At 47.1% G+C, this 14544-nt stretch carries 11 protein-coding genes; 4 read left to right on the forward strand and 7 right to left on the reverse strand.

The window, feature by feature from the left end; all coding sequences use genetic code 11:
- Nucleotides 1-404: 404 nt before the first annotated feature.
- From QT973_RS08955 to rfaE2, 4 genes are all read right to left on the reverse strand, one after another.
- Nucleotides 405-803, reverse strand: a complete 399-nt coding sequence (locus tag QT973_RS08955; protein WP_333264261.1) for an anti-sigma regulatory factor — start codon at nt 801-803, stop codon at nt 405-407.
- A gap of 252 nt (nt 804-1055) precedes the next feature.
- Nucleotides 1056-1433, reverse strand: a complete 378-nt coding sequence (locus tag QT973_RS08960) for an STAS domain-containing protein (protein WP_333056895.1) — start codon at nt 1431-1433, stop codon at nt 1056-1058.
- A 55-nt stretch (nt 1434-1488) separates the two neighbouring features.
- Entirely contained in the window at nt 1489-2358 is an 870-nt protein-coding gene (locus QT973_RS08965) for an STAS domain-containing protein (RefSeq protein ID WP_333056896.1), read from the reverse strand.
- A 141-nt stretch (nt 2359-2499) separates the two neighbouring features.
- On the reverse strand, nt 2500-2994 hold the full coding sequence (rfaE2, locus tag QT973_RS08970) for a D-glycero-beta-D-manno-heptose 1-phosphate adenylyltransferase (RefSeq protein ID WP_333056897.1): 495 nt from the start codon (nt 2992-2994) through the stop codon (nt 2500-2502).
- Nucleotides 2995-3792: 798 nt separating this feature from the next.
- On the opposite strand from rfaE2, the gene hpsJ-B reads away from it, so the two are divergent.
- Entirely contained in the window at nt 3793-4623 is an 831-nt protein-coding gene (gene hpsJ-B, locus QT973_RS08975; protein WP_333211711.1) for a hormogonium polysaccharide biosynthesis protein HpsJ, read from the forward strand.
- Between the two features lie 86 nt (nt 4624-4709).
- The gene (locus tag QT973_RS08980) at nt 4710-5627 is read left to right on the forward strand and encodes a glycosyltransferase family 2 protein (protein WP_333211713.1); all 918 of its coding nucleotides are present in this window, start codon (nt 4710-4712) and stop codon (nt 5625-5627) included.
- A 382-nt stretch (nt 5628-6009) separates the two neighbouring features.
- Here the strand turns inward: QT973_RS08980 and glgB are convergent, their stop codons facing one another.
- The 3 genes from glgB to QT973_RS08995 form a co-directional block, all read right to left on the reverse strand.
- The gene (gene glgB / locus QT973_RS08985; protein ID WP_333055765.1) at nt 6010-8304 is read right to left on the reverse strand and encodes a 1,4-alpha-glucan branching enzyme; all 2295 of its coding nucleotides are present in this window, start codon (nt 8302-8304) and stop codon (nt 6010-6012) included.
- A gap of 233 nt (nt 8305-8537) precedes the next feature.
- A complete protein-coding gene (locus QT973_RS08990; protein ID WP_333211716.1) occupies nt 8538-9971 on the reverse strand; it encodes a transposase in 1434 nt (477 codons plus the stop codon).
- A gap of 1119 nt (nt 9972-11090) precedes the next feature.
- Nucleotides 11091-11285: a serine protease gene (locus tag QT973_RS08995; RefSeq protein WP_333055767.1), complete on the reverse strand. Its 195-nt coding sequence runs from the start codon at nt 11283-11285 to the stop codon at nt 11091-11093.
- Between the two features lie 337 nt (nt 11286-11622).
- Here QT973_RS08995 and QT973_RS09000 point away from each other — a divergent pair, with 337 nt between their 5' ends.
- Nucleotides 11623-12198 (forward strand): hypothetical protein, encoded by a 576-nt coding sequence (locus tag QT973_RS09000; protein ID WP_333055768.1) that lies wholly within the window; start codon nt 11623-11625, stop codon nt 12196-12198.
- A 295-nt stretch (nt 12199-12493) separates the two neighbouring features.
- Nucleotides 12494-14422: a penicillin-binding protein 2 gene (locus QT973_RS09005; protein WP_333211720.1), complete on the forward strand. Its 1929-nt coding sequence runs from the start codon at nt 12494-12496 to the stop codon at nt 14420-14422.
- The last annotated feature ends 122 nt before the right edge of the window (nt 14423-14544 follow it).

Raw genomic sequence — 14544 nt, forward strand, 5'->3', positions numbered from 1 at the left:
GTTTCTACTGAGATTTCTCGTTACCCAACCCAAAACTCATAGAAACCCGGTTTCTCATTAGTCATTTGTAGCGCGCGATCGACCTCAGAAACCGGGTTTCTACTGAGATTTCTCGTTACCCAACCCAAAACTCATAGAAACCCGGTTTCTCATTAGTCATTTGTAGCGCGCGCGACTCCACTCTCTCCCAATCTCCCACTCTCCTTACTCCTCACCGCCAGCGGACGATCGCAATTTTAGTCCCCTTACCCACTATCGATTTTAGATTTTAGATTTTAGATTTTAGATTTTAGAATTGAAGCATTAACTTGCGCGAGATTCATCCGGGGGCTTGTATCCTGGATACTTTCGGTCATTCCCAATGGTTTAATCAAAAATCTCAACTCTCAAATCCTATTACTGGTTCACCGCCAGCGGACGATCGCAATTTTAGTCCCCTTACCCACTTTGGAAACAATCTCAAATTCGTGCATCAACCGCTTGGAACCACTGAGCCCCAAACCCAAACCGTGATTAGAAGTATAACCGTCAGTCATAGCCAATTCGATGTCTGGAATTCCCGGGCCCTTGTCTTCAAATATCAGCTTCAGCCCTTTGCGGGTTCCTAATTGGAGCGTTTCGAGAGTTACAGTTCCCCCTTTGCCGTACTCTACAGTATTGCGGGCGAGTTCGCTGGCTGCGGTAACGATTTTCGTTTGGTCTAGTAAACCGAATCCCATTGCTACAGCCCAAGTTCGCACTTGCTGTCGGACGTGGACTATATCGGATGACGATCGGATTTCTAGTGTCTCACGTTTTGACATAGCGGCTACTGTACCAAAATAGAACTTCTCCACAAAATATAGGACTTACGCTGGTCAACTTAGTTTCTCCTAATAGGACTTACGCACTTACTACGATTTTCTCTCAAAAGAGAACATAGTGCAGGAATCTCAAACCCTTGATTTAACTCCCTTGAGTGCGTAAGCCCTCTCCTAAGAAATCTTCAGTTTGTCAACAAGGTATCTACAAACAAACAAGGTTTCTTGACTGCCTGTGCCTCAGTCAGGGGACAATTAATCTTGCTCGTCTACAGACCAACCCAAGGATTTTCTTAACAAAATCATGCCCTTTTCAACGCTTAAAGCTGTGCGAACTCCTGTCAGGGAAAGCCCCAACTCAACGAGCGTAATAGCAACGGCTGGCTGCATCCCGACCACAACCGTTTCCGCATCTAAAATTCGCGACATACTAGCGATATTGTTGATAATGCGACCGATAAAAGAATCAACAATTTCGAGGGAAGAAATTTCTATTAACACACCTTTGACACCTGTTTTGACGATGCGGTTCGTCAGGTCATCTTGCAGCGTCATTGCTAAGCGATCGTGCATATCTACTTGAATTGTTACTAGCAAAAATTCTCCCATTTGAAGGATTGGTATTCGTTCCACAAATTCACCTATGTGTTAAGCTTTACTAAAATTTTCATCTCAGACTGCAATATGTTTATCTTTCCTCTTTAAGATTTTTTATAGTTAAACCTTGGCGCTGCAACGCCACTTTAAAAGCATCTGCTAAAGTAGCTTTTGTGAGAATATCCTGCAAGTCAACTCCCAAGTGCACTATGGTTTGAGCTATTTGCGGGCGAATGCCACTGATGATGCACTCAGTACCCATTAAACGGGCGGCGGCTACAGTTTTTAATAAATGTTGAGCAACTAAAGTGTCAACAGTCGGCACGCCTGTAATGTCTAAAATCGCAAATTCTGAGCCAGTTTCCATGATTTCTTGCAATAGAGTTTCCATGACTATTTGAGTGCGGGCGCTGTCGAGAGTCCCGATCATGGGTAAAGCGAGAATGCCTTGCCAAAGTTTGACTACGGGTGTTGACAATTCGAGCATTTCTTGCTGCTGGCGTTCGATGACTTCTTCGCGAGCTTTGAGAAAAATTTCTGTCACCCACAGGCCAAGCTGGTCTAATAAACTGGTGGAAAGCCAAAGTTGTTCGACAAGTGCGTCGCGGTTTTGTGTCAGTTCATGACAAAGCCGATCGAACAATGGCTTTTTGAAGCATAAAATGAAACTCGCTATCTCTGAGGGAGTAAAGCCTCTCTGAACACGAGATCGCGAAACTTCTGCTAGCAACACCCGCATATTTTCCCATTCGGGTGTCTGGATGTCGCTAAAATTACCGTGCCCGACTGCAATGTGGAGTAATTGCAGGAACTCTTGACACTCCGAGCGCAATTCTTTGGCTCTCATCAAGTCGTCCCGCCGCAGCCCGGTATTTTGCAGTTCTTTGAGCCAGTCTGCTAGTAACTCTGCTTTGTGTCTTTGTAGGATTTCCGCGATCGTGTTATTGCTTGTGAGTTCCATTAAAATTATCTCCTGCTTAGCAATTGGAATGAAATTGTACGAGCGATTCCCTACGGGATAGCTTCGCACGCGCGTACTTTAGCATTTTTTGATGGGGCAACTTCTGAGTTTAGCTCACTGTTTGCTGTTTGCGATCGAGGGTTAAGTACCTAATTGTAAAATGCGTTTGACGATCGCACTGGTAGAACTCGGAACTTCTATTTCGATCAAGGAAATCTTGCCACCTCCGGCGATAACCGCCGGTGCTTCCGGCAGAGTTTCGACTTGATAGTCGCCTCCTTTAACGTATATATCAGGCTTCAGGATATTTATCAGTTTAGTTGCTGTAATCTCGGAAAAAATTACTACGGCGTCTACTGGTTTGAGAGCGGCTAACACTTCGGCTCGCTGATTTTCCGGTACGATCGGGCGGGGTGGCAATCCCGGCTGCTGCGGTTTGATAGCTTGCACGCTGGCGTCGCTATTCAATCCCACCACCAGCGATCGCCCCAAATTTTTTGCCGCCTGCAAATAGCGGACGTGACCGCAGTGCAGGATATCGAAGCACCCGTTAGTAAACACGAGCGGACGCCACTTGTCCGGATCGGATGCGATCGATCTTTCAAGTTCTCTCAACGTATAAACATCAGAAATCATTGCAGTCCTTACCACCCAATTTGAACAGCGATCAAAATTATCCTACCAAAAAATGTGATTCCTTGCACTTTCGTTATTTAAAAATATATCCTTCAATTTTTCCAGTAATTAATAGTTGCCTTTGAGCAAATGTTAATTAGCAATTGGTAACTTTTTAGCCAGAAAAGATAACTAAAGATTACCGAGGCTAAAGCAGATTTTTCAAAATCTAATTTCTAGGTAAAAAACAGCTAATATTTTATAGGCAACTGCCATATCCTGCTGTTGGTAATTGGAGGTAAAAAAGGTTGGTAAACAATTATTTATTCCCGCCCTCTCTTATATCAATTACTATAAGACAAGGGATGAGAGTTCCACCGCATCGGGCAGGCGATCGGGGAGTGAGAGCCCTAGGGGGTGAAACCCAACGAAACGCGCTCCTCCTGTGTCTATAATTTCTGACACCGCCGCGCGAGCGAAAGCTAGTTAAAAGCACCGAACCCAAGCGTGCAGAGCTCATCTTTACGCTGGATTCGTCAGACTATAGAAGAAGCCAGCAGTTGCTTGCTGCCGTTTCTGGGCGCAATCTTGACCAAGCTTTACAGCCAACCCAGAAGCGCACAGCCTCCTGTGTCCAACTGTATATAGCTGTGCAGAAACTCGACCTTTGGGTCGCAACCGCAGCCTGTGAAAACCCAGAGGAAAGTCGAGTTCGGTACCCGAAGCAGCTATTTTGGTGGAAAATAGCTAAACTCGTTCAACAAAATCCACTCAACTACCCCCTTGAATCTAACGGTGTAGAATTATCTAACACGAATTATGAAAGCAAGTAATAGCCGTCAATTTTCTTCAGTAGCTGCTCGAACTCTCAAAGTAGTCGGGATTATCTTAATTCTGTCTGCTTTGCTTGACTGCATTGTTCTGTCGCTGCCGGGAGAAACTTCAGACCTTCTCAATCGAGGCTGGCAGTTGACTGCTGCAACTCAGATAGTTGACAAGGGCATTATTCCTTTGATCGGTATCGCCCTCCTGATGACTGGCTTTTGGGTGGACAGCAGCAGTGGAGTCTCTATTGAGCGACGCAACGTTTGGCTGGACTTGCGATTCTGGGCGCTGTTGATTTCCAGCTTGTTAGGTCTAGTTTACCTATCTCTGGTTCCCGTTCACCTCAACAATACTCGTTTGGAACTCAAGGATGCTCTGGCTCAAGTCGATCAAGAAGCCGGACAAGCGGAAGGTCAACTTGAGGCACAACTTAAAAGCCCTCAATTTAAAGCTCAGGTAGAACAGCTCAAAAGCCAGCGTCGCAGCCAGATAGGAGCGCTGCTGGAAGACGACGGGAAGCTGCAAGAAGCACTCAAGAGTCCAGAGGTTCCCAAGGAATTGAAAGCTGTGCTTGAGCAGTCGAAAAATGACCCGAAAGCCCTCGACAAGTTCCTGGAACAGCAAGCTCAATCACTTCCCACTCAAGCTCGCAACGAGATTCGCACCCGCAAGCAACAAAAAGAGAAAGAGTTAAGAACTCGATCGAGAAATTCGAGTTTGCAGACGGGAATCAACAGTTTGTTGTTAGCGATCGGCTACATTACTGTTGGTTGGACGGGATTGAGAAGCATGGGAATTCTGCGGTTCGGCCGACGCAAAAATTGACCGGCGCTGGCAGGGATCGCGCTGGTCGAGACATCCCTGAGAAATAGTTTGTTTACCCAATAGTTTGCCCTTACTGAAAGCTGGGAATGTTCTCAATTTATATTCTGACTTACAACGAAGAGATTGATATCGCCGCTTGCATTGAATCGGCACTGCTTTGTGACGATATCATTGTAGTTGATTCTTTCAGCACCGATCGCACCCTTGAGATTGTTCAGAACTATGCCGTGCAAACAGTACAGCACCGCTTTGAAACTCACGGACGCCAGCGGACTTGGATGCTCCAAGAAGTCCCGTGCAAATACGAATGGGTTTACATCCTCGAAGCTGACGAGCGGATGACGCCTGCACTGTTTGCTGAATGCTTAAAGGCGATCGAAACTCAAGAATATATCGGCTATTACGTAGCTGAAAAAGTAATATTTATGGAGCGCTGGATTCGCCGCAGCACTCAATATCCCCGTTATCAAATGCGTCTCTTTCGCAAAGACCGAGTGTGGTTTACGGATTACGGTCACACTGAACGGGAAGTCTGCAACGGGCCTACTCACTTTTTGAAGGAAACTTACCCTCACTATACTTGCAGCAAAGGTCTTTCCCGCTGGATTGAAAAGCACAACCGCTACTCGACTGACGAGGCGGCTGAAACTCTCCGCCAATTAGAAGCGGGTCAAGTAAATTGGTGGGGTTTATTGTTTGGCGCGTCGGAGGTGGAAAGGCGCCGCGCTTTGAAAGATTTTTCTTTGCGCTTGCCTTTGCGGCCTGTGGTGCGCTTTTTCTATATGTATATTTTACTCGGCGGATTTCTTGACGGCCAAGCGGGATTGGCTTGGTGCACGCTGCAAGCTTTTTATGAATATCTAATTTTGCTGAAAGTTTGGGAAATGAAGCATCTACCACTGCCAGCTTTAGAGGTAGCGACAGAACAATCTCTTTCAGAAGTAGTAACAGTTGAGCAGTCAAAAGTTTCTTATAATCTTGGCGCTTCCGATACTCGAAATTAAAAATTGGTAAGAGGTACGCTCGCCTAGCGGTAGTATTTGGAACTTATACCCTCGCCGTTCCCCGCCGATCGGACTCGATGGGTAGCCTAAGTATTTAGAAGAGTTATTATATCCTTTCCCTGTGCATCGAAATTATTCATCTCTCTCTTCTCTTCCTCTGCGATCTCTGCGTACTCTGCGGTTAAATCATTCCGATGCAACCGGAATTAATATTAAACTCCTTAAATCCTAAGAAAGCGAATCCGTTGCAGAACTTCCTTTTTTCGCAACAACAAAACAGAAAAAACCCGGTTTGTCCAAAAAACCGGGTTTCTAAATACCCTCAAAGCTTTAGGTTTAATAAAGCTTTGATTCTTAACTCAAAACTATCACCACTCCCAACTTAAAACTGTTGAGATTTTGCTGTTGTTTTTGCCCGATCGAGCTTTAAGATCAACACCCCCAAAGGTGGCAAACACAAGTCGATCGAATAAGCACTGTTGTGGAACCACCACTCCTCAGTCCACTTGCCTCCCAAATTCCCCATATTGCTGCCGCCGTATTCCCGCGCGTCGCTGTTAAACAACTCCGTATAGAAACCAGGTTCCGGCACTCCTACGCGATAGTGAGAGTGCGGCTGCGGGGTAAAATTGCATACTGTCACCACAAACTCGTCGCCATCCTTCTCTCGGCGCACAAATGCCACGACACTGTGTCGGTTGTCGCTGCAATCAATCCACTCAAACCCATCCTCAGCAAAATCTTGACTGTAAAGTGCCGTTTCGCTGCGGTACAAATTGTTCAAATCTTTAAAAAACAGCTTCAACTTTTGGTGCGGCTCGAATTGCAGCAACTGCCACTGCAAATCCCCCCAAACGTTCCACTCGTGCCACTGGCCGAACTCCATCCCCATAAAGATCGTTTTCTTTCCGGGATGAGTAAACATAAAAGTAAACAAACACCGCACGTTTGCAAACTTTTGCCATTCGTCTCCTGGCATTTTCCCGATGATGTGGGCTTTGCCGTGCACTACTTCATCGTGGGACAAAGCCAGCATGAAATTCTCGCTGTGGTTGTACCACATACTGAAAGTTATGTTGTTCTGGTGGAACTGGCGGAACCACGGGTCCATGTGGTAATAGTCGAGCATATCGTGCATCCAACCCATGTTCCACTTCAGGTTGAAGCCCAAACCCCCTACATAGGTCGGCCAAGATACCATCGGCCAAGAGGTAGATTCTTCGGCGATCGACAGCGCACCTGGGAAATAGCTAAAAATGACGTGATTCGCCTGACGCAGAAAATCTGCAGCCTCGATATTTTCCCGGCCCCCGTACTGGTTGGTCAGCCATTCTCCAGGTTCGCGACAGTAATCCAAATAAAGCATCGAGGCTACGGCATCTACGCGAATCCCGTCGATGTGGTACTTGTCAAACCAGAACAGAGCGTTTGATACTAGGAAATTCCGCACTTCGTTGCGGCCGTAGTTAAATACTAGGGTTCCCCACTCTTTGTGTTCGCCCTTGCGGGAGTCGGCGTGTTCGTACAAGTGAGTTCCATCAAAGAAAGCCAAGCCGTGGCCGTCTTTGGGGAAATGTCCCGGTACCCAGTCCACCAGTACGCCAATGCCGTTGGCGTGGCACTGGTCAACAAAATACATGAAATCTTCAGGTGTGCCGTAGCGGGAAGTTGGGGCGAAATAACCGGTGACTTGATAGCCCCAAGAACCGTCGAAAGGATGTTCGGCGATGGGCAGCATTTCGATGTGGGTGAATCCCAAATCTTTGACGTATGGTATCAGCCGATCGGCTAATTCCCGGTAAGTCAGAAAGCGCGCCCCCGGATTGAGTTCCGAAACCTGCACGGCGGGTTGTATTTCCCCATTTGGTAGCACGGCGGGTTCGTCAGTAGCGGCGTGCAGCCAAGAACCGATGTGGCATTCGTAAACCGAAACCGGCTGCGTCAGTGGGTCTGTGTGCCGCCGCTTTTCGATCCAAGCGCTGTCGTGCCAAGTGTAGGTATCTAAGTCGGTGACAATTGATGCTGTTTTGGGCCGCACTTCTTGCTGGAAACCGTAAGGATCGGACTTTTCGTAGGGATGTCCGTCTTGGTTTTTCACTTCGTATTTGTAGGAAGTTCCCACGGATAGTCCCGGAATAAATAATTCCCAGATGCCGTTTTGCGATTTCCGCATTTGATGTTTGCGGCCGTCCCAATAGTTGAAATCTCCTAAAACAGAGACATTGCGGGCATTCGGGGCCCAAACGGCAAAATATACTCCTGTGATGCCGTCTACTTCGGTGAGGTGCGCCCCCAATTTTTCATAAATCCGGTGATGATTGCCTTCTGAGAATAGGTGCTGGTCGAATTCTGTGAGTTTGGGCGATCGAAAGGCGTAGGGATCGTAGATGAAGCGCTCGTGTTCCCCTTCTTTGACCCGCAATTGATAGTTTGCTAGTTCTGGGGTGTCGATCGTACATTCAAAAAAGTGAGGGTGATGCTCTGATTTCATCGGGTATTGGGCCCTGGCCTCCGGCAAAACTACGGATACCGCATCCGCATTCGGCAGATAAGCTCGGACGACCCAGACTTTTTTGCCATTTTCTTCGATCGCATGAGGGCCTAGCACTTCAAATGGATCGTGGTGCTGATTCCAAACAATGCGGTCAATCTGTTCAAAGGGGACGGTCGCGGGCATAAAACTACTTACCTCAATCTTTTAACTAAATGGCTTTCAAAACCTAGAGCGGCGCTGCACTTTACATTTCGATACATTTTTGATTGCTGATCCTACCACTGATTAGCACGATCTTGACTGCTGCAGATCCAGCGCGCGTCCTTGCACACACAGCAGGCTGTTGCCTTGCCGACGGCCGAGCTGGGGTTTTACTGCTAACATCTAAGTATAGAAATAGTGAACGAACCTGACGGTCAACTGAGTACAGTTAGACCGCCGGCTTCTTTTTCCTTTTTTTCAAAGGCTTTTTTGAGTGACGGAGTTCCCCCGCCACTTTCGTAACTTAGACCAATTCTCTTTATAAGCTTAGCTGAGTTTTTATCTCGATCCAAAGATTCTCCGCATTGACAAGAATGCCAGCGCTCCGACAATTCTTTCGGTACTTTGTTGAGGCAATTCCAGCAATGTTGAGAAGTTCCTCTTGGAGAGACAAACAAAATGCTTTTACCCAATTTCCAGGCGACATATTTTAGGACGCTGGCGAATTGCCCATGAGCAGCATCAAGCATGGATTTATTCAAGCCACTTTTAGCTGACTGACCGTTCGGCAAATAAACCAAATTACCATTTTCAACATCTGTCTTGGGCTGGGCACGTCTAGTTAAATTTTTGACACTCAAGTCTTCAACAACTAAAACCTCACATTTACCGAATAGCTCATGTGCAGTTTTAAACTGAAAATCTAATCGGGATCTAGCTACAAACTGATGGAGTTGGGAAATCTTGTCCTTGATAATCTTCCAAGGCTTAGAACCCTTGACTCTATTAGCTAACTTCGCTTGAAGTTTTGCCAATTTCTGGGCAGAATTCCTCAAAAACCTAGGATTCTCAACTCTCTCGCCATTGGAAAGATAGACGTAATTAGTGATTCCCATATCGATGCCAACAGTATTTTCGACCGTCGGTTGAATTTCTGCAACCGTTACGGGAACTGTTTTATCTTCTAGCGTCAGGGAGATATACCACCCATCAGCTTCTCTGATAACTGTTCCCGTCTTAACTGTGAACCTTGTTGGTATTGGACGGTGGAAAACCATAGGTACTTGACCTATTTTTGCGAGGTCAATACAAATCCTATTTTCCTCGTCCTTGACAATATCAAGATTGTCTAGTTGAGGATAAGTGAAAGATTTGTAGTAATGAAGCCCTTTGAATCTGGGCTTGCCTCTACGATTGCCATTTGTGTCCGGCGTGGTGAAATTTGAAAAGGAAGTTTCCACCCTGTTGACGACATCTTGCAAGACCTGCGAATCTAACACTTTATAATCAGGGAATAACTTTTTTGTGTTTTTCAGGTCAGCCAGTTGTATGGTTTGCCACTGTACATATCCGCCTTCAATGTTCGAGAAAACATCACCTTTCCTGGTTAGAGGATTGCCTGACTCATCCTTTTTTCTACCATCCCTAGTTTGCACTCTCGTCAAAGAAATATTTTGATAAATTTCCTCAATCGGGACTATCGAAACAATCAAGGGGCAGGCGTTGATAGGTGTTCTCGTGGCTGACCACCACCTAAATCTATCGCCAAGTCGGTAGTTGTACTGCCGACGACAGAGCTCTAGGTGAGCCACCATCGTTGTTAGTTGGGCTTTTGTGGGTTTGAGGCGGTATTTGTAAGTGAGTTGCATTTTTTAACTTTCTTTTTTCGACCTTTGCATAGTATAGTTTGTGTATGTCCAAAATGCCACACCAAAGATTACCATTTCAACACTTAGGAAGTACATCGAAAATCAAGATACTTCCGAAGATTAATTCATAGTGGCTAAGTCTAATTGTCGGTTTCCGTCCCTCCACCCGACGCTTCTTTCCATCACGCGGGCGTAATTCCCAACGGGGTACTTCGCGCAGCGCTCAGATGTGTCCCCTCTAAATATACCGAGGGACTTCCCGGCTGGTAGTTCAAACAAATTGAAAAATTTATATTTTTTCCCAAATATCCTTGACTTATTTTTTTATATGTGATCGGGAGTTTTTATTAAACTCTTGTCGATTGGCGACTCCCGGAGGGTCAACCCTGTAAGTGTTGGGGAGCAGTTAATAGTTTACCTGGAATTTTCAGGCAGGGAGCATCGCCCGATCGGTAGACTTTCACATCTCGGAGGCGGGGTTTCCCCACAAAGTCCGTAAATTTGGGCAATACGCTCAAACGGCGAAGGATGCTTAACTCGGTATTGAGGAATCAAAGCTAAAGGACTCAGTCTTCGAGCATCCAAGTCTCTGCTTGCTTTCCTCTCGTCTGCGGGCCACAGCGGCGGGGATGGCAAGCGAGACTCCATAGAGTGCAAAATTTGCGTCGAGTCTCGCTTGCCTCCGGTTGATATTCAGTTGAAGCAGCAGCACTGGCAATGTCCTCAAACATCCTGTCACAGGCTTGAGTTTCAAAAGGTGCAGGCCGGGAGTCATTCGATTTTAGATTTTAGATTTTAGATTAAAGAATTGACACCACGGATAAATCCGGGGGCTTGAGGCTGCAAGGATTTTGGATTGATTCCACGGATAAATCACGTGGCCGGTACCATCAAGAAATTATTGGTCAAATTTTCTACTTGAAAGGGAATGCTCCTGTAACGCAGCGAATCAGCGGACTTTGCTGCGGTAACGGGACGTACTGAACTTTAGTAAAAGCAGCAGAGAATCACTAACACCCAACTTGAGACCTAGACCTATGAGATGAAAAAATGCGAGGAGCGAACGATTTTTCACCTGGAGGCTAGGCTCGTTGGGAACCAACTCCGAGATAGCCCTAGTTAGGGCTTTTTAGGAGCAGGGGCAGGGCTAGTAGTTGGAGTAGCCTTTGGAGATGGAGAAGAAACAGGAGGATTAGTAGTGCCAGCGCCCGGAGAGGGGCTAGGGGAGCTGGGGGTGGTGGTATCTCCTCCGCAGGCGCCGAGGGCTGCTGCCAAGCCCACGACCAAAGTCAAACGAATTAATCCTTTGTTCATAAAAACTCCTTAAGATTGAAAACCCATCGCAAGGAAGGGAAGAGTGTACTTGAGAAACAATGCTGGCACGAATAGCTCAACGATTCGCTCGTTGATTACAATACTGCATTTATTAATAAATTTCACATAGATTATCGCTAACCAGCAAAGATTTCTTTTTTTTGGCAAATCCTGAAGTCAAAGAGACCAGTGGTAGGATGGGTTGGTTGGCTTGTGAGGTATCCTTGGTAAGGATAACCGATCGAACGCAGATAGCCACTACTGGCGCTCTGGGAGACAAAAAACTCTTAACCTCAATCAAGCTGAAGCTACCCCACTTTACGTATTGGTGAACTTTATGACCGCTGCTATCAGATCCCCGGATTCTCCCCGCTCCCGATCGACCCGCAAGCCCGCTGCTGGCCCAGCCAAAAGCAAAGTTACTTCTATTGCCAAAGCTAGGCGGGCGAAGACAGGGCCGGTATTGCCCAACTACTCGCCAGCAGACGAACAGGCTCAGGTTCGGCAGTCCGCATCGGTGCTGAAAGTCTTGCCCAATCGCCAGCAGCAGCCAGTGTGGTTGCGCTCGCTCCTGCAGGCACAGCGCGCCTCCTCAGTGGTAGCAGTTATGCTTTTGGGCGGTGCTCTGAGTCTCTACGGCTTGACAGTTTACGGCGAGCAGCGCTGGAGTCAGGAGTATCAAAAACTGGAAACTCTGCGCCTCCGGGAACAACAATTGAGTGCTTCTAGTGAAGTCTTGAAACACCAACTTGCTAAAGAAGCCCAAAATCCCGAAACCGGTTTGGCTCCGCAGAATCCTGGGGACACGATTTTCTTGCAGCCGGCCCCTGAAACTCGATCGCCCGTTGCGGCACCAAATTCTGAGCCCGCTCTCCAGAATCGAGCCGGTGTGGAAACACCGCTGGGCTATTAAACCTGTGTCAAAGCGGAGAGCGCCCTCCGGGCATGAGTGTCCGAGGGCATGAGAATTTGAGGCTCTAATTTCCTTTTTGACTTTTTTCCAAGTCGCGATCGATTTTCAGTTTCCCACCGGAAGTTACAGATTAAAAATAATTAAGACCACTTCAAAAAACAGAATGCAACTTTAGGTGCGATCCAAACCCTGATAGGGACTGCTCATTCCCAAGCCGTGAATTTTATATTTTAAGATTTAAGTTATAAATTATCAATTATACAACGCTCTAACTTGCTATTGAATTTTTAATGCCATGAGCTACGACCCCCGTTTTGACCGCTACAGATCGCCGAATTTCAAACGCACAAAACAGGCGGGCGATTCCCTACGGGATAGCTTCGCCGCGCGTACTGGGTGGAAAAAATCAGCAAAACCTAGAGATTCCGGCAGTTTCGGCCGATCGCCACAACAGACGGCTGCATCTTGGGGGCGACCGGTGGAGCGTTTAAAGCGCAGCAAGTTCCGTTTGTGGGCGGTGTGGGCGGTGTTGATGCTGGGGGGGCTGGGGCTGGCTGTGAATTTGTTTTATTTGCAGGTGACGCGAGCTCCGGCGCTGCGTAAACAAGCTCTTCAGCAGCAAACTCTCAAAACGAAGCCGTTTGTACCGAGACGCCCGATAATTGACCGCGCAGGAAATGTTTTGGCGATCGACAGACAGGTGTACACGCTCTACGCTCACCCGAAGTTATTTAACCACTCGAAGGCGGAAATTGCTGCTAAGTTGGCTCCGATGCTGGCGATCGAACTGACTCCGGGCACTACGTCGGAAACTGAATTGATACGTAGGTTTAATCTTGCTGAAAGCGGTATTACAATTGCGGAGTCTCTACCTCAAGAGGTTGCCGATCGCGTCGCTGGGATGCAAATTAAAGAGAGTCTGGTGGATGGCTTGGAGTTGCTGCGTCAGCAGCAGCGTTTTTACCCACAGCAGGAGTTGGCGGCGGATATCCTCGGTTATGTGGATGGGGAACGGAAGGGACAAGCTGGGGTGGAATACAGCCAGCAGAATTTGTTGGAACGATCGATGCCGTCGATTCAGTTTAGCAGGTCGAGCAATGGGAATTGGGTTCCCGATCGGCTGACGGCGGGATTTGTGCAGCTTGATGACTTGAAATTGCAATTGACGATCGACAGTCGCTTGCAGCGGGCGGCCCGAAGTGCCCTCAAGGAAAAAATGAAGCAACACGATGCGAAGCGGGGCACAGTGATTGTGATGGATGCCAGTAACGGGGAATTGCTGTCAGTTGTGGCGGAACCTTCTTATGACCCGAATCAATATTTTAATTTCGATTTGTCGCGCTATAAAAATTGGGCTGTAACTGATGTTTATGAGCCTGGTTCGACTTTTAAAGCGATTAATGTGGCGATCGCTCTGGAAGCGGGTGCGGTGAAACCTAATACTGTGTTTAACGATGAAGGTCGGATTTACATGAATCCTTGGACTATCCAAAATTCCGATTACCAAAGAGCAGGCGCGCGCGGCCCTTCGACTGTTACTGAGATTTTGAAACATTCTAGTAATGTGGGGATGGTGCACATGATGAGAACCATGAAACCTTCTCTTTACTATCAAGCTTTAGAAAAACTTGGACTCGGACAAACGGCGGGAACTGATTTGCCTTTTGAAGTAAGCAGTCAACTTAAAAATCGAGAGCAATTTATTAACTCTCCTGTGGAAGTTGCTACTACGGCTTTTGGGCAAGGTTTTTCGATTACTCCGATGCAGTTGGTGCAGCTTAACGGCGCTTTGGCTAATGGTGGCAAGTTGGTGACTCCTCACGTTGTGCGGGGACTTTTTGATAGGGAAGGTGAAGCTTATTGGAAGCTTCCGAGGCCGGTTCCAAAGCAGGTTTTTTCGCCGGAAACTACTAAGCAGGTGTTAGAAATGATGGAAACTGTGGTTGATGGCGGTACGGGGAAAGCTGCACAAATTCCTGGGTATCGGATTGCTGGAAAAACGGGCACGGCTCAAAAAGCTAATGCTGGTGGGGGTTATTCTGACAAGGCGATTATTACTAGCTTTGTGGGGATCATGCCTGTGGAGGCTCCTCGGTATGTGGTTTTGGCGGTGATTGATGAGCCGAAGGAGGGTTCTTCGGGGGGTACGGTGGCGGCGCCGATTGTGGAGTCGGTGATGGAGGCGCTGATTTCTATTGAGAAAATTGCGCCGAGTAAGAAGTAGTTGATTATACAGCATATTCGGTGGTTGATGAAGTAAAGTAGCCGCTATATTTATGTTGTGTGATTTTAATATGTAGGGTGCGGATCTGCGACCTTTTAAATAGAACTTGCAGATTGACGGGT

Origin of the sequence: Microcoleus sp. Z1_A1 (assembly GCF_036700305.1) — a bacterium.
Classification (GTDB): Bacteria; Cyanobacteriota; Cyanobacteriia; order Cyanobacteriales; family Microcoleaceae; genus Microcoleus.

Coding starts and splice junctions, on each gene's coding strand:
- QT973_RS08955 (WP_333264261.1), bottom strand. CDS start 803: ATGTCAAAACGTGAGACACTAGAAATCCGATCGTCATCCGATATAGTC.
- QT973_RS08965 (WP_333056896.1), bottom strand. CDS start 2,358: ATGGAACTCACAAGCAATAACACGATCGCGGAAATCCTACAAAGACAC.
- rfaE2 (WP_333056897.1), bottom strand. CDS start 2,994: ATGATTTCTGATGTTTATACGTTGAGAGAACTTGAAAGATCGATCGCA.
- hpsJ-B (WP_333211711.1), top strand. CDS start 3,793: ATGAAAGCAAGTAATAGCCGTCAATTTTCTTCAGTAGCTGCTCGAACT.
- QT973_RS08980 (WP_333211713.1), top strand. CDS start 4,710: ATGTTCTCAATTTATATTCTGACTTACAACGAAGAGATTGATATCGCC.
- glgB (WP_333055765.1), bottom strand. CDS start 8,304: ATGCCCGCGACCGTCCCCTTTGAACAGATTGACCGCATTGTTTGGAAT.
- QT973_RS08990 (WP_333211716.1), bottom strand. CDS start 9,971: ATGCAACTCACTTACAAATACCGCCTCAAACCCACAAAAGCCCAACTA.
- QT973_RS08995 (WP_333055767.1), bottom strand. CDS start 11,285: ATGAACAAAGGATTAATTCGTTTGACTTTGGTCGTGGGCTTGGCAGCA.
- QT973_RS09000 (WP_333055768.1), top strand. CDS start 11,623: ATGACCGCTGCTATCAGATCCCCGGATTCTCCCCGCTCCCGATCGACC.
- QT973_RS09005 (WP_333211720.1), top strand. CDS start 12,494: ATGAGCTACGACCCCCGTTTTGACCGCTACAGATCGCCGAATTTCAAA.